Below are 14,259 nucleotides of genomic sequence, written 5' to 3'. Positions count from 1 at the left end.
TAAAGGCTGAGGCAAAAAGGACCAGACGCATGGCAGATTCCCCGATGTGGGTGTTCGGATACGGATCTTTGATGTGGAATCCGGGGTTTGAATATATCGACCGGCAGATCGCGACGTTAAACGGGTTTCACCGCTCGTTCTGTATGCGCTCGATCCACCATCGCGGCACCGATGCGCATCCGGGTCTGGTGCTGGCGCTGGATGCTGCCGAGGGGGCCTGTTGCGACGGGTTGGCGCTGAAGGTGGCGGCGGACAAGGCCGAAAGCGTGCTGGACTATCTGCGCGAACGCGAGCTGATATCCTCGGCCTATGTCGAGGCCGTGTTGCCCGTCACCCTGCGCGACGGACGGCTTGTGCAGGCCGTGACCTATGTGGTGGACGCGGATCATGTGCAGTATTGCGGCGGCTTGGCGCTGACAGAACAGGCGGGGATCATTGCCACGGCTATTGGCGGGCGCGGGCCGAATGACGAATACCTGCACAACACCGCCGATCACCTGCACGAACTGGGTATTTCCGACGATGATCTGGACTGGTTGTCCCTGCGTGTAAAAGCCCTGACAGAACAGCGTTAAATTGCAGGTTGGCAACTTGGCCTCATCGCACTATCGTGCATGAAAACAACAATCAGGTCAGGGAATGTCCAGATGGACCAGCCAGATCAACAGGCCAAAGTACATTTCACCCAGCCGGTAAGCCAGTTTCTGACGATGCTTGCGGTTGTCGGTGCGGTGAGTGCCGGCGCCTATATGACATTTTCGCGGGTCGAAGCATTCTATGCGGCCAACCCCGTTTTGAACGGGCTTATCCTGTTTGTCTTTGCCATCGGGGTGTTGGCCTGTTTCTGGCAGGTGTTGCAACTTGTGTCCTCGGTGAAGTGGATCGAAGGGTTCGCGCTGAACCAGGACGACAGCGAAATGCCCAATGCACCGCGCCTGTTGGCACCGCTCGCGGCCTTGCTGCGGACACGGGGCGCGCGGATGCAGATCGGGGCGTCTTCGTCGCGTTCTATCCTTGATTCCGTTGCCACACGCATTGACGAAGCCCGCGACATTACCCGCTATATCGTTAACCTGCTGATCTTTCTGGGGCTGCTGGGCACGTTTTACGGGCTGGCGACAACGGTTCCGGCGCTGGTCGATACCATCCGCTCATTGGCCACCGACAACACCGGTGATGCCGCCAGCGGATTTACCCGTTTGATGAACGGGCTGGAAAAACAACTGGGCGGCATGGGCACGGCGTTCTCGTCATCCTTGCTGGGTTTGGCGGGGTCATTGCTGGTGGGGTTGCTGGAACTGTTTGCCAGCCACGGCCAGAACCGGTTTTACCGCGATCTGGAAGAATGGCTGTCCACCATCACCCGCGTCGGGTTTTCCGATGGCGAAGGCGGCGAGCAAAGCGTCGTTGCCGGTGTGCTGGACCATATGTCTGAACAAATGGAAACCATGCGCGAATTGTTCATGCAAAGCGATGCCGGCCGCGCCATGGTGGATGAAAAACTGGGTGCATTGGCGGGGTCGGTTGAACGATTGACCGATCGTATGGCCAAGGATGCCAATGTTTCGGACGCATTGTTGAAGGTGTCCGAAGGGCAGGATGCGCTGGTGCAATTGCTGGCCACACAGGCCGAAGAAGGTGCAAGCGGTGTCGATGCCGAAAGCCGGATGCGCTTGCGCTCGATTGATGTGCAGTTGCTGCGCGTGCTCGAGGAAATGTCAGCCGGCCGTCAAGAGGTCACCGCCGAATTGCGCGGTGAAATGGCCGCGCTTACGCAGGCCCTGCGCGACATCACCCCCAAAGGCCGGAGGCAGGGCTAATGGCGCTCAGCCGTCGATCAGGGCAACGGTTTCAGGCCTCGATCTGGCCGGGGTTCGTGGATGCGATGACGGCGCTGTTGCTGGTGCTGATGTTCGTGCTGACCATTTTTATGGTGATCCAGTTTTTCCTGCGCGAAACCATCAGCGGGCAAGCCACCGAGCTGGATGATCTGAACGCACAAATCGTCAGTCTGGCCGATTCACTGGGGTTGGAACGCCAGCGGGCAACGGCACTTGAACAGGATGTGGCGCGGCTGGACAGCACGCTGGAACAGGCCCGAAAGGACTCCGATACCCAACTGGCGCTGATCGCCACCCTGACCTCGCAACGGGATGCGCAGGCGGCGGAACTGGAACAGCAGCGCGCCTCGATCACCAGTTTCGAAGCGCAGGTCGCAACCCTGTTGGCCGAACGCGATGCCGCCCGCAACGAGGGCGCGGCGCTGACCGCCGAACTGGATGCCGCCAAGGAAGAGCAAACCAGACTGATTTCGGATCGGGAGGCCTTGAAGCTGGCCCTGGCCACTGCGCGTGATGAAATAGATTCCCAAGCCGAAGTGGCGCGTTTGGCGGCGGCCCGCAAAGAGGCGCTGGAAGCCCTGATTGCCGATCTGCGCACGAAAAACGAAGGGCAGGACGCCACCCTTGCCCGGACACAGGCGCAACTGGAAGCGCAGGCTGCCCGCCAGAGCGAGCTGGAAGCACAACTGAGCGAAGCCGAGAAAGCAAAGCTGGCCGATGCTGCCGCCGCCGAATCCCTGCGCGAGCGGTTGAAGAATGCCGATACCGAATTGACAGCAATGACACTGGCGCTGGAAGAAGAGCGCAAGCGCGCCGAGGAAACCCTGACCCTGCTGGCAGCCGCCGAAGCGGCCAAGGGGGATCTGAACGCCAAACTGGCCGCTGCGGTTCTGGCCGCAAGCGAAGTTGAAGGCACACAAGAGGAAATTCAGGCGAAACTGTCCAAGGCGCTGGCCGAGAAGCTGGCAGCGGAAGAACAGGCCAAAGAACAGATGTCGGTGGCCGAGGAGCGGGCAATTTTGCTGCTGTCGGCGCAAAACGCATTGGCGGACCAGAAAGAACAATCCGCCGAAGCGCAGCGCAAACTGGCCTTGCTGAATGCGCAGGTTGCCGAATTGCGCAAGCAATTGACGTCGCTGCAATCCCTGCTGGACCAATCAAGCGCCAAGGATGTGCAGGCAAACATCCAGATCCAGACGCTGGGGACACAGTTGAACACCGCTTTGGCCCGTGTCGCATCAGAAGAAAAGCGCCGCCGCGAGTTGGAAGAGGCCGAGCGTAAACGGCTGGAAGAAGAACGCGCCCGACTGGCAGCCGAAGCACAGGATCTGGAGCATTACAAATCGGAATTCTTTGGCCGGTTGCGGGATCTGCTGGCCACGCAAGAGGGCGTGCGGGTGGTCGGGGACCGCTTTGTGTTCTCGTCCGAGGTTCTGTTTGAACCGGCCTCGGCCGTTTTGTCGGATGAGGGCAAGGCGCAGATTGCGAAAATCGCAGGTATTCTGCGTCAGGTTGCTGATAAGATACCACCGGAAATAAACTGGATCGTTCGCGTGGACGGGCACACCGATAATGTGCCGCTGTCAGGGACGGGACGCTATCATGATAACTGGGAGCTTAGCCAGGGCCGCGCCCTGTCCGTGGTGCGCTATATGGTGGACCAGTTGGGTTTCCCGCCGAACCGTCTGGCCGCGAACGGGTTCGGGGAATATCAACCGATCAATCCGGCCAATACACCCGAAGCCCGCGCGCAAAACCGGCGGATCGAGTTGAAACTGACCGAGCGCTAAAGCATTTCCGGTTTATGATGAATCGCTTTTCGCTGCCTCAAGCCTTTGGCTTGAACGCAAAAAGCGATACTCCTGCTTCAAAGTAAACTGGAAACGCTATAGGCAGCCCTATTCGGCGGTCAGCAATGGCGGTTTGTTGCCCGATAGGCGGGGTTTCTGGATCGGCAGGATTTCGATATTCAGCTTGCCGCCCTTGACGCCAACCTTGACCAGACCGCCTTTGGCCAGCTTGCCGAACAGCAGTTCTTCGGCCAGTGGTTTTTTGACGTATTCCTGAATGACACGGGCCAGCGGGCGGGCGCCCATTTTGTTGTCATAGCCCTTGTCGCCCAGCCAGTCGGCGGCGGCTTTGGTCAGTTCGATCGACACATTGCGGTCCATCAGTTGCGCTTCCAGTTGCAGCACGAATTTCTCAACCACTTGCGCAATCACATCCTTGCCCAGCGGGGCAAAGCTGACAACCGCGTCCAGACGGTTGCGGAATTCCGGCGTAAAGGTGCGCTCGATCGCGGCGGTATCTTCACCCTCGCGACGATCACGGCCAAAGCCGATCGCCTCTTTCGCCATTTCGGAGGCACCGGCGTTGGTTGTCATGATCAGGATCACATTGCGAAAATCCACGGTGCGCCCGTTATGGTCGGTCAGTTTGCCGTGGTCCATCACCTGCAACAGAATATTGTAGACATCCGGATGCGCCTTTTCCATTTCATCCAGCAGCAGCACGCAATGGGGGTGTTGGTCCACACCATCGGTTAGCATCCCGCCCTGATCGAACCCAACATAGCCCGGAGGGGCGCCGATCAGGCGTGAAACCGCGTGTTTTTCCATATATTCCGACATATCAAAACGCAGCATTTCAACGCCCAGCACATCGGCAAGTTGTTTTGCAACCTCGGTTTTGCCCACGCCCGTCGGGCCGGCAAACAGATAGTTGCCGATGGGTTTTTCCGGTTCACGCAGGCCGGCACGGGCCAGTTTGATGGCCGAGGCCAGCGCCTCGATCGCCGGATCCTGTCCGAACACCACACGTTTCAGGGATGTTTCCAGATCGCGCAGCACTTCGGTATCGTCCTTGGACACATTTTTCGCCGGAATCCGCGCCAGTTTCGAAACAACCGCCTCGATTTCCTTTACGCCGATCGTCTTGCGTCGTTTGCTTTCGATCACCAGATGTTGCGCCGCACCGGCCTCGTCGATTACGTCGATGGCTTTGTCTGGCAGCTTGCGGTCGGTCATATAGCGGGCCGACAGCTCTACCGCGGTTTTGATCGCATCCATTGTGTAACGGATGCCGTGGTGTTCCTCGAAATAGCTTTTCACGCCTTTCAGGATTTTGATCGTATCCTCGACAGATGGTTCGTTCACGTCAATCTTCTGGAACCGGCGCGACAGGGCGCGGTCCTTTTCGAAATGCTGGCGGAATTCCTTGTAGGTGGTCGATCCCATGCAGCGCAGTTTTCCGCCCTGCAGGGCCGGTTTCAGCAGGTTGGAGGCATCCATCGCCCCGCCCGATGTGGCACCCGCGCCAATGATGGTGTGGATTTCGTCGATGAACAGCACCGCATTTTCGTGTTCTTCAAGTTCGTTCATTACCGCCTTTAGCCGTTCTTCGAAATCGCCACGGTAACGGGTGCCGGCCAGCAGTGCGCCCATATCAAGCGAATAAATCGTGGTGTGGGCCAGAACCTCGGGTGTTTCGCCATGCACGATTTTGCGCGCCAGACCTTCGGCAATTGCGGTTTTGCCAACGCCCGGATCGCCCACCAGAAGCGGGTTGTTCTTGCGACGGCGGCACAGCACCTGAATGCAGCGCTCGACCTCGTGATTGCGGCCGATCAGCGGATCAATATCGCCCTTGGCAGATTTATCGTTCAGATCGACGCAGTATTTCGACAGCGCGGTTTCTTTTTCGCCTTCACCATCGATTTCAAAGGCTTCTTCGCCAAATTCATCCGCACCGGTCAGCGGGCGGGATTCGCTGAAATCCTCGTTCTTGGCTACGCCGTGGGCGATGAAATTCACCGCGTCATAGCGGGTCATGTCTTGTTCCTGCAGGAAAAACGCCGCGTTGGATTCGCGCTCGGCAAAGATGGCGACCAGCACGTTGGCCCCCGTCACTTCGGTCCGGCCCGAGGATTGCACATGGATCGCCGCGCGCTGGATCACCCGCTGGAAGGCCGCCGTTGGCACCGCTTCGGACCCTTCGATGGTGGTTTCCAGCGTGGCCAGATCATCGTCAATGAATTCGATCAGGGATTTGCGCAATGCCTCGAGATCGACATTGCAGGCCTGCATCACCTTGGCCGCGTCCGGTTCATCAATCAGGGACAGCAACAGGTGTTCCAGCGTCGCCAGTTCATGGCGGCGGGCATTGGCCAGGGCCAGTGCGGAATGGATTGCCTGTTCGAGGGTATTTGAAAATGACGGCACGCGCTTGGTTCCTTTGCAGTTCAGGCGGATGATCCACCTATGACCTGATATCCTTAAAGTTCGGTGTGATTGGCCGCAACTTCAAGTGCTTTTTGATCACTCATAGGCACAATTGCATGGTTCTTCTGTGATATCGGGCATTTCTGTGCCTTTAAAATTGTCTTTTCGGCGGCGGATTTCGGCAAAAACCTCGGTATCGGTCGCTGATTCCATTCCCAGACGTTGCCGGATTTCGGGGCTTTGGGGGCGCAAAAAGGGGTTTGTGGCCAGTTCGTCGGTCAAAAGCGACGGCACGGTTGGCATCTTTTGCGCGCGGGCCTCGATGATTTGCAGGATGCGATCCTTTAGCGCCGCATTGCCCGGCTCGATCGTATAGGCGAATGTCGCGTTGGCGGCGGTGTATTCGTGACCGGAATAGACGATGGTCATTTCCGGCAGGGCGGCGATTTTCGACAGGCTGCGCCACATCTGTTCCGGCGTGCCTTCGAACAGGCGGCCACATCCCAGCGCCATCAGGCTGTCGGCGGTGAACACGGCAAAACTGCGCGGGAAGTGAAAGGCAAGGTGGTTGTCGCAATGGCCGGAGACGTTCAGAACTTTGCCCTCGTTTTCACCGATTTTGATGATGTCGCCTTCGCTTACCGCAATATCAAGCGCGGGCAGGCGGGCGGCATCGGCTTTGGCGCCTACCACCTTGGCGCCGTATTTCGCACGCAGCTCTTCCACCCCGTCGATGTGGTCATAGTGGTGATGGGTGATCAGGATATGCGTCAGGGTCCAGCCACGGCTTTCCAGCACCTCGATGACGGGCGCGGCTTCGGGGGCATCGACCAGCGCGGTTTCTCCGCTGTCCTTGTCGTGCAGCAAAAAGGCATAGTTGTCCTCGCGGCAGGGGATGGTGGCGATTTGCAGAGACATGGCGAGTCCTTCTGGTAAAGTGTTCGCACCACTCTTGCCGATTGCGCAGGCAGGCGCAATATTGGCTTGTGAACAGGACAGGTGCAAAATGACACAGCCCCCGCTGAAATTACCCGATACAGCCCCGACCAGCCATGCTTTGCCCGACGGGCGACTGTCTGCCCCTTCGGCCGAACGCAACGCCGCGCCGATATTCGAACGGCTGGCGGATTATGTGCCCGATCGCGGCATGGTGCTGGAACTGGCCAGTGGCACGGGGCAGCACATCGCGGCGCTGGCAGGGATGTATCCGGATGTGGTGTGGCAACCCAGTGATGCCTCGGGCGAACGGATGGACAGTATCACCGCATGGCGGGCGCATAGGGGGGCGGATAACCTGCGTGACCCTGTGTTGCTGGACGCCAGCAAACCGTGGCCGGATTTCCCTGATTTACGGCTGGTTTATCTGGTCAACCTGTTCCACCTGATCCCGCAGGATGACGCGGAGGCGGTGATCCGTGGCGCGGCGGGGGCGCTGGCGGCGGGCGGGCATTTCTTTATCTACGGGCCGTTTCGCACCGATGGCACCTTTCGCAGCGAAGGGGACGCCAAATTCCATGCCAGCCTGAATGCGCAGAACCCGTTGATTGGCTATAAGGATCTGGAGTGGATCGAGGCCGAACTCTGTTCCGCCGGCCTGTCCCTAGTGGCGGTTCACTAGATGCCAGCGAATAATCTGGTGATCGTGGCGCAGAAGCCGGCCTAGCAGAAAATGCACATCTGTTGTGCAACAGCCGCCCTTGTGTGCATCCCTGTTTTGCCACATCCTGAACGCCACAGGATAAGGAACAACGCGACATGACACAGTTTAACCTATTGGGAATATCGGGATCCTTGCGACAAGGGTCGTTCAACCGCCACCTGATCCGCGAGGCCGGGCGGCTGATGGAAGGGGCCACATTCACCGAGGCCGATATCGACCTGCCGCTGTATAATGGCGATGTCGAGGATCGCGACGGCATCCCCGCCAAGGTGCAGGTGCTGGCCGACCAGATCGCGGCGGCGGATGCGGTGGTGATTTCAACGCCGGAATACAATCAATCCTTCTCGGGCGTGCTGAAAAACGCGCTGGACTGGGTCAGCCGCACCGAGGGTGCTCCGTGGAAGGGCAAGCCGGTGGCGCTGGTATCCGCCGCTGCCGGACGGGCAGGCGGGGCGCGGGCGCAATATGCGTTGCGGCTGGCGATGACGCCGTTCCGGCCACGGCTGCTGATGGGACCGGAAGTAATGGTGGCGGGGGCGCCGGACCAGTTCACCAACGGCAAGCTGGCCGAAGACGAGGTTTACGAGCGTTCCCTGAAAGTGTTGATGAAACTGCTGAAGGCCGAGGCCGCATTGATCGCATAAGCCGTGGCATTTTCGTGTAAACCGGCTATGATCCGGCCAGCAACAGTAACACGGGCTCCCGCATATGCACCTTGATGTGCTTGACCTGAAGGCATTCTATTATCGCTCGGCGCTGGGCCGCGCGGCGCAGCGGGCCGTACGCGAGCGCGTGGTCGAACTGTGGCCCGAGGCCAAGGGGCAAACCGTTGTCGGCTTCGGCTTTGCCGTGCCGCTGCTGCGCCCGTTCCTGAAGGACGCCCGCCGCGTGACCGGATTGATGCCGGGACCACAGGGGGTGATGGCCTGGCCGGCGGGGATGAAAAACGTCGCCGTTCTGTGCGAGGAAACCATGTGGCCGCTGGAAACCGGATCGGTGGACAAACTGGTGGTGATGCACGGGCTGGAAACCAGCGAACACCCGTGGGATTTGCTACAGGAATGTTACCGCGTGCTGGGACCGGGGGGGCGCGGGTTGTTCATCGTGCCCAACCGTGTTGGCCTGTGGGCGCGCAGTGACCGCACGCCGTTCGGCTATGGCCATCCCTACAGTCTGGGCCAGCTCGAGGCACAGTTGAAAAGCCACGGGTTGATCCCCGAACGCCACGTCGGCGCGCTCTATACCCCGCCGTCGCAAAAACGGTTCTGGCTGCGGACGGGGAATTTCTGGGAAAAGGCAGGGCGGCGGATCCCGACCATGGTGGCCGGCGGGGTGCTGCTGGTCGAGGTCAGCAAACAGATCCCGGCCCCCAAACGCCCGGGGCTGAGCGAGGCGGTCCGGCGGCCCTTGCGGATACTGGAAGGGGTGCGCGCACCCGAGGCGAAACCGGTCTGAGGGCGGTCTGAACGGCGTCTGGGTTGCGTCTGTTTTGTGTATGGCAAGATGTCAGGGCGCAGATCGGGGCGGCGATTGCTGCGTGTGGGGGATTTCCTGCGTGTCACGGGGGCGGGGCAAGAGCGGCTGGCAGAGTTGCAGGCCATCGCCACCGTCCATTCCGGCCGCCACGGCATCGCGCCGGATGTGGCACCGGCGGGGGTGGTGGCGTTGTTGGGGGTGGCCGAGCTGCCGCCGACATGGCTGTCCCCGCCCTCGGGTGTCAACTATGCGGTGGGGTTACGCGAGGGCACAGACGCGCGCCGGATCGGGGTGGTGCATGTGGGGCAAGGTTTGGGGGATGGGAGGGTTTTGAGGATTGACGGCTAGTGTGTGATTCTTTAACAGACTGAAATATATGCTATAATTTACCAAAGGACATCTCCTCACAAACACTAAGTAAACTCATACCAACATGAGTATCAATTGAAACAAAAATACTTTTGGTAGCATTTTCGCTAATTAACACTTGTTCATCTGATCCGAAGAAAGAATTGACAAAGCTAATATTATTTAAGGTTATTGGCTCTTTTTCAATTCTGGAAATGACAATCTGCCCCCCCATAATACCCAATCTAATAGCACTCACTCCAGACAGGGTGATAACTTCTATTATTGAAGCAGCCCTATTGGGGCGCACAAATAATTTCAGAACATCTGAAGTATAGGCTATCTCTACAACCTCGAAATCATGATATTTCAGCTCGGTTTCTTGTTGCATTATTCGTTCAGACGCCCAGTTTCTGGATCGCGATCTGCTCCTGTCCAAGATGTCTCTTTGTCGGTAGATTCACGACCAGTAGTACGTTTTCCATCTTTCCAATCATGCGAATGGGGACGCCCATAGCCTTCGTGGTCACTATCCCAATCCACATCTACAGCAGGTTTTCCGTCTGGTCCATAGAGCCGATCTTGAAAACTTCCAGCTTGAACGGTTTCTGGTTTTCCCTGATACGAAGGTTTGGATGCTGTCCCTTTATTGTTGGTCTCTTCCGCTGGAATTACCTCAATATCTCCGGTTTCCTGTTCCGAATTGACTCCCCAATGCCCCGAAACTCCATTCCCAACTGGCCCAATATTTCCGGTTGTATTTCCTGTTGCGGTATCATTTAAGGGATTGGAGGCTTGGCTACCCTGACCGAGCTTGCCTTTGGAGTTAACTGCAACTCCCGTTGCCACTGCAGCACCTGTAACAACCGCAGCAGTTTCTCCTACAGTTAACCCAAATAGCCCTGTTAGACCGATATAGTCAGCAATAAGAGGTAGTGCCAAAGCGCAAGGTCCGCAGTTCCCCCCCCCGGATCACTCAAATTCACCGGATCATTGAAACTATACGCATACCTGTTCGTCCCGACCCCCGGTTTGGTCACCTCGAACCAGTCCGACTGGATGAACATCCCCAGCCTCGGGTCATAATACCGCGCGTTCAGGTATTGCAGGCCGGCGTCGGCGTCGAAGCGTTCTCCCGTCGCCGTGGCAGGGGTTTGATGAAATCAAGCCCCGAGAGCGGGATAAACCCCTTGGTCTCGGGCGGGGTCAGGCTGACTGCAAAATCCACCGCTTCGCCGAAGGGGCGGTAGGTGGTTTCCCTGGCCACCATGCTGCCATCCGCATCGGGATCATCATCCGTCACCATCCGCACCGAGCCAAGCTGATCGGTGTGCAGATAGGCCGCCACCCCTTCCGCCGGATCGCCTGCCTTGTGGCGGATGCGCAGGTTCGGGTGTGGGTAATGCAGGATTTCCTTGCTTGTGGCGCCCAAACCCGTCAAAGATTCGCCTGCTCCGCCTTTGAATCCCCGCTTATCCAGCATGTTTTTTCGCCACATTGTGACGCATATCGGCTAAATCCCTAATATTACTGGGGATTGAGTTTGCCTTTTGCACGCATCGCCTGTTGCGACAACAAAACTCCTCTGCTACACCCTGCACGAAATTCGGTGCATGCATGCGTATGTGCCTTGGCTGTCCCTTGTGAAAACAATCACAAATAATAAGGGGACGTTTTGACAGTGGAAGGGCGGACGTGTCTGAACCAGCTTCTATCTCATCCGGCATCGCCGCGCGTTATGCGACGGCAGTTTTTGATCTGGCCAAGGACGGCAAGAAACTGAAGGCGCTTGAAGGGGATGTGAATACCCTTGCAGCGGCCCTTGCCGAAAGCGACGACCTGAAGGCGTTGATCAATTCCCCGATCTATACCCGCCAAGAGCAGGGTAAGGCCATTACGGCGATCGCAACCAAAATGAAACTCTCGCCCATCGTGAAAAACACGCTGGGCCTGATGGCCGGCAACCGCCGCCTTTTCGTTCTGCCGCAACTGGTAGAAAACCTGCGCAAGCTGATTGCCGAGGAAAAGGGCGAAGTGACAGCCGAGGTCGTTTCTGCCAAGAAACTGACCAAAGCACAGAGTGACAAGCTTGCCAAAACGCTGAAAGCCAGCGTGGGCAAGACTGTTATTATCAATCCTTCCGTCGATGAATCCCTCATCGGCGGTTTAATCGTTAAAGTGGGCTCGAAGATGATCGACACCTCGATCAAATCCAAGCTCGGTAACCTCCAGAATGCAATGAAAGAGGTCGGATAATGGGCATCCAAGCAGCCGAAATTTCTGCGATCCTTAAGGACCAGATCAAGAACTTTGGGAAAGAGGCCGATGTGGCCGAAGTCGGCCGTGTGCTGTCCGTCGGGGACGGTATTGCGCGGGTTTACGGTCTGGACAACATCCAGGCGGGTGAAATGGTCGAATTCCCCGGTGGTATCCGCGGGATGGCGCTGAACCTTGAGGCCGACAACGTGGGTGTTGTTATCTTCGGGTCGGACCGTGACATCAAAGAAGGTGACACAGTCAAGCGGACCAAGGCGATTGTGGATGTTCCTGTCGGGGACGAACTGCTGGGGCGCGTTGTGGACGGTCTGGGCAACCCGATCGACGGCAAAGGCCCTGTCAAAACCAAGAAACGCGCGATTGCCGACCAAAAGGCACCGGGCATCATCCCGCGGAAATCGGTTCACGAGCCGATGGCAACCGGCCTGAAATCGGTTGACGCGATGATCCCGATTGGCCGTGGCCAGCGCGAGCTGATCATCGGTGACCGCCAGACAGGTAAAACCGCTGTGGCGCTGGATACGATCCTGAACCAGAAATCCTATAACGATGCTGCCGAAAGCGAATACGACAAGCTGTATTGCATCTATGTCGCGATCGGCCAGAAGCGTTCGACCGTTGCACAGCTGGTGAAGAAGCTGGAAGAGACCGGCGCGATCGACTACACAACCGTGGTTGCCGCAACCGCCTCTGATCCTGCGCCAATGCAGTTTCTGGCCCCCTATGCCGCCACCGCGATGGCCGAGCATTTCCGCGACAACGGCCGTCACGCGCTGATCATCTATGATGATTTGTCCAAACAGGCCGTGTCTTATCGCCAGATGTCGTTGCTGCTGCGCCGTCCGCCTGGACGCGAAGCCTATCCCGGCGACGTTTTCTATCTGCACTCGAGACTGCTGGAACGTTCCTCGAAGCTGAACGAGGATTTCGGTTCGGGTTCGCTGACCGCGCTGCCGATCATTGAAACACAGGGCGGCGACGTTTCGGCGTTTATTCCGACCAACGTGATTTCGATCACCGATGGCCAGATCTTCCTTGAAACCGAACTGTTCTATCAGGGCATCCGCCCTGCTGTGAACACAGGTCTGTCGGTTTCGCGGGTTGGGTCCTCGGCCCAGACAAACGCGATGAAATCTGTCGCCGGTCCGGTCAAGCTGGAATTGGCCCAGTACCGCGAAATGGCTGCCTTTGCCCAGTTCGGTTCCGATCTGGATGCGGCAACACAGGCCATGCTTAACCGTGGTGCGCGTCTGACCGAGCTGATGAAACAGCCGCAGTATTCGCCGCTGACCAACGCCGAAATCGTTTGCGTCATCTATGCAGGCACCAAAGGCTATCTGGATGGTATCGACGTGAAACAGGTCGGTCGCTTTGAAGAAGGTCTGCTGGCCCACTTGCGTCAGAAAAACGCCGATCTGCTGGCGGAAATCACCGACAAAGATCCCAAGATCAAAGGTGAGATCGAAGACAAGATCAAAGCGGCGCTTGATGCCTTCGCAGCGGATTTCGCATAACCTAGTGGCTTAAGGGATAGGAATTGGTACATGCCAAATCTTAAGGACCTAAAAAACCGGATCGAAAGCGTCAAGAACACGCGCAAGATCACCAAAGCCATGCAAATGGTTGCCGCGGCGAAACTTCGCCGCGCGCAGGAAGCTGCCGAAGATGGCCGCCCCTATACAGCACGCATGAATGCTGTTCTGGGCGGTTTGGCGGCCTCTGTTGGTGGTTCTGACTCCGCCCCCAAACTGCTGGCTGGCAGCGGGTCGGATCAGGTGCATCTGTTGATCGTGATGACCGGTGAACGCGGGCTTTGTGGCGGGTTTAACTCGTCCATCGTCCGCATGGCGCGCGCCAAGGCTCAAGAGCTGACGGTTGCGGGCAAAACGGTAAAAATGATCACGGTTGGCAAAAAAGGCCGCGATCAGCTGAAACGTGAATATGGTGACGTGATGGTCAATCACGTGGACCTGACCGGGATCAAGCGGATTGGCTATGCCAACGCGCATGAAATTGCCCGCGATGTTCTGGGCCGGTTCGACGATGGCGAATTCGATGTAGCAACGATTTTCTACAACACATTCGTAAACGTCGCGGTTCAAGACCCCACCGAACAGCAAATCATTCCCGCAACGTTCGAGGCAGCCGCCGACGACGAAGCAGGCACGGTTTACGATTACGAGCCCGGCGAGGACGAGATCCTGAAGGATCTTCTGCCCCGTGGTGTGGCGACACAGATTTTTTCGGCTCTGCTGGAAAATGGCGCGTCCGAGCAAGGCGCGCGGATGTCGGCAATGGATAACGCAACGCGCAATGCGGGCGAAATGATCGACAAGCTGACGATCGAATTCAACCGCTCGCGTCAGGCGATCATCACCAACGAGCTTATCGAAATTATTTCGGGTGCGGAAGCACTCTAGAAACGCGGAGAAACGAC

General features: G+C 57.8%; 16 protein-coding genes. 10 read left to right on the top strand and 6 right to left on the bottom strand.

Annotation, left to right across the window (positions count from 1 at the left end):
* Window positions 1–44: 44 nt before the first annotated feature.
* The 3 genes from BAR1_RS13330 to BAR1_RS13320 all read left to right on the top strand — a co-directional run bounded on the left by BAR1_RS13330 (window position 45) and on the right by BAR1_RS13320 (window position 3,631).
* Complete coding sequence (locus BAR1_RS13330; protein ID WP_118944483.1) at window positions 45–575, top strand: gamma-glutamylcyclotransferase; 531 nt, start codon at window positions 45–47, stop codon at window positions 573–575.
* Between the two features lie 72 nt (window positions 576–647).
* Complete coding sequence (locus tag BAR1_RS13325) at window positions 648–1,820, top strand: biopolymer transporter ExbB (RefSeq protein ID WP_118943474.1); 1,173 nt, start codon at window positions 648–650, stop codon at window positions 1,818–1,820.
* Window positions 1,820–3,631 carry a peptidoglycan -binding protein gene (locus BAR1_RS13320; protein WP_118943473.1) on the top strand — a complete coding sequence of 604 codons (1,812 nt, stop codon included), beginning with the start codon at window positions 1,820–1,822 and terminating at the stop codon, window positions 3,629–3,631. Before BAR1_RS13325 ends, BAR1_RS13320 begins: the two co-directional genes overlap by 1 nt.
* Before the next feature lie 108 nt (window positions 3,632–3,739).
* On the opposite strand, the gene clpA is transcribed toward BAR1_RS13320, so the two are convergent.
* Window positions 3,740–6,061 carry an ATP-dependent Clp protease ATP-binding subunit ClpA gene (gene clpA, locus BAR1_RS13315; protein WP_118943472.1) on the bottom strand — a complete coding sequence of 774 codons (2,322 nt, stop codon included), beginning with the start codon at window positions 6,059–6,061 and terminating at the stop codon, window positions 3,740–3,742.
* A gap of 96 nt (window positions 6,062–6,157) precedes the next feature.
* On the bottom strand, window positions 6,158–6,979 hold the full coding sequence (gloB, locus tag BAR1_RS13310; protein ID WP_118943471.1) for a hydroxyacylglutathione hydrolase: 822 nt from the start codon (window positions 6,977–6,979) through the stop codon (window positions 6,158–6,160).
* Window positions 6,980–7,067: 88 nt separating this feature from the next.
* On the opposite strand from gloB, the gene BAR1_RS13305 reads away from it, so the two are divergent.
* The 4 genes from BAR1_RS13305 (at window position 7,068) to BAR1_RS13290 (ending at window position 9,545) form a co-directional block, all read left to right on the top strand.
* Window positions 7,068–7,679, top strand: a complete 612-nt coding sequence (locus tag BAR1_RS13305) for a DUF938 domain-containing protein (protein ID WP_118943470.1) — start codon at window positions 7,068–7,070, stop codon at window positions 7,677–7,679.
* A 137-nt stretch (window positions 7,680–7,816) separates the two neighbouring features.
* Complete coding sequence (locus BAR1_RS13300) at window positions 7,817–8,365, top strand: NADPH-dependent FMN reductase (RefSeq protein WP_118943469.1); 549 nt, start codon at window positions 7,817–7,819, stop codon at window positions 8,363–8,365.
* Window positions 8,366–8,429: 64 nt separating this feature from the next.
* Window positions 8,430–9,176: a class I SAM-dependent methyltransferase gene (locus BAR1_RS13295; RefSeq protein WP_118943468.1), complete on the top strand. Its 747-nt coding sequence runs from the start codon at window positions 8,430–8,432 to the stop codon at window positions 9,174–9,176.
* Window positions 9,177–9,224: 48 nt separating this feature from the next.
* Complete coding sequence (locus BAR1_RS13290) at window positions 9,225–9,545, top strand: hypothetical protein (RefSeq protein ID WP_162891789.1); 321 nt, start codon at window positions 9,225–9,227, stop codon at window positions 9,543–9,545.
* A 31-nt stretch (window positions 9,546–9,576) separates the two neighbouring features.
* On the opposite strand, the gene BAR1_RS13285 is transcribed toward BAR1_RS13290, so the two are convergent.
* From BAR1_RS13285 to BAR1_RS13275, 4 genes are read right to left on the bottom strand one after another with little or no spacing between them, the layout of a single operon-like run.
* Entirely contained in the window at window positions 9,577–9,936 is a 360-nt protein-coding gene (locus BAR1_RS13285) for a hypothetical protein (protein WP_118943466.1), read from the bottom strand.
* Complete coding sequence (locus BAR1_RS18045; RefSeq protein WP_162891788.1) at window positions 9,936–10,487, bottom strand: hypothetical protein; 552 nt, start codon at window positions 10,485–10,487, stop codon at window positions 9,936–9,938. Before BAR1_RS18045 ends, BAR1_RS13285 begins: the two co-directional genes overlap by 1 nt.
* On the bottom strand, window positions 10,451–10,645 hold the full coding sequence (locus BAR1_RS18415) for an RHS repeat-associated core domain-containing protein (protein WP_407681538.1): 195 nt from the start codon (window positions 10,643–10,645) through the stop codon (window positions 10,451–10,453). Before BAR1_RS18415 ends, BAR1_RS18045 begins: the two co-directional genes overlap by 37 nt.
* A complete protein-coding gene (locus BAR1_RS13275) occupies window positions 10,642–11,028 on the bottom strand; it encodes a hypothetical protein (protein WP_162891787.1) in 387 nt (128 codons plus the stop codon). Before BAR1_RS13275 ends, BAR1_RS18415 begins: the two co-directional genes overlap by 4 nt.
* Window positions 11,029–11,240: 212 nt before the next feature.
* Between BAR1_RS13275 and BAR1_RS13270 the strand changes: the two genes are divergently transcribed.
* From BAR1_RS13270 to BAR1_RS13260, 3 genes are read left to right on the top strand one after another with little or no spacing between them, the layout of a single operon-like run.
* On the top strand, window positions 11,241–11,801 hold the full coding sequence (locus BAR1_RS13270) for a F0F1 ATP synthase subunit delta (RefSeq protein ID WP_118943463.1): 561 nt from the start codon (window positions 11,241–11,243) through the stop codon (window positions 11,799–11,801).
* Window positions 11,801–13,336 carry a F0F1 ATP synthase subunit alpha gene (gene atpA, locus BAR1_RS13265; RefSeq protein ID WP_118943462.1) on the top strand — a complete coding sequence of 512 codons (1,536 nt, stop codon included), beginning with the start codon at window positions 11,801–11,803 and terminating at the stop codon, window positions 13,334–13,336. The genes BAR1_RS13270 and atpA overlap by 1 nt, the downstream gene beginning before the upstream one ends.
* Window positions 13,337–13,366: 30 nt before the next feature.
* On the top strand, window positions 13,367–14,242 hold the full coding sequence (locus BAR1_RS13260) for a F0F1 ATP synthase subunit gamma (protein ID WP_118943461.1): 876 nt from the start codon (window positions 13,367–13,369) through the stop codon (window positions 14,240–14,242).
* The last annotated feature ends 17 nt before the right edge of the window (window positions 14,243–14,259 follow it).

This window comes from Profundibacter amoris, from assembly GCF_003544895.1.
Taxonomy (GTDB): Bacteria; Pseudomonadota; Alphaproteobacteria; order Rhodobacterales; family Rhodobacteraceae; genus Profundibacter; species Profundibacter amoris.
Note: the sequence above shows the minus strand (reverse complement) of the source record. Positions and strands in the feature narration are given on the sequence as shown.

Bases quoted from the DNA above. Each gene is read 5' to 3' on its own strand.
- atpA (WP_118943462.1), top strand. From the start codon at position 11,801: ATGGGCATCCAAGCAGCCGAAATTTCTGCGATCCTTAAGGACCAGATC.
- BAR1_RS13275 (WP_162891787.1), bottom strand. From the start codon at position 11,028: ATGCTGGATAAGCGGGGATTCAAAGGCGGAGCAGGCGAATCTTTGACG.
- BAR1_RS13330 (WP_118944483.1), top strand. From the start codon at position 45: ATGTGGGTGTTCGGATACGGATCTTTGATGTGGAATCCGGGGTTTGAA.
- BAR1_RS13285 (WP_118943466.1), bottom strand. From the start codon at position 9,936: ATGCAACAAGAAACCGAGCTGAAATATCATGATTTCGAGGTTGTAGAG.
- BAR1_RS13295 (WP_118943468.1), top strand. From the start codon at position 8,430: ATGCACCTTGATGTGCTTGACCTGAAGGCATTCTATTATCGCTCGGCG.
- BAR1_RS13300 (WP_118943469.1), top strand. From the start codon at position 7,817: ATGACACAGTTTAACCTATTGGGAATATCGGGATCCTTGCGACAAGGG.
- BAR1_RS13260 (WP_118943461.1), top strand. From the start codon at position 13,367: ATGCCAAATCTTAAGGACCTAAAAAACCGGATCGAAAGCGTCAAGAAC.
- gloB (WP_118943471.1), bottom strand. From the start codon at position 6,979: ATGTCTCTGCAAATCGCCACCATCCCCTGCCGCGAGGACAACTATGCC.
- BAR1_RS13320 (WP_118943473.1), top strand. From the start codon at position 1,820: ATGGCGCTCAGCCGTCGATCAGGGCAACGGTTTCAGGCCTCGATCTGG.
- BAR1_RS13325 (WP_118943474.1), top strand. From the start codon at position 648: ATGGACCAGCCAGATCAACAGGCCAAAGTACATTTCACCCAGCCGGTA.
- BAR1_RS13305 (WP_118943470.1), top strand. From the start codon at position 7,068: ATGACACAGCCCCCGCTGAAATTACCCGATACAGCCCCGACCAGCCAT.
- BAR1_RS13290 (WP_162891789.1), top strand. From the start codon at position 9,225: ATGTCAGGGCGCAGATCGGGGCGGCGATTGCTGCGTGTGGGGGATTTC.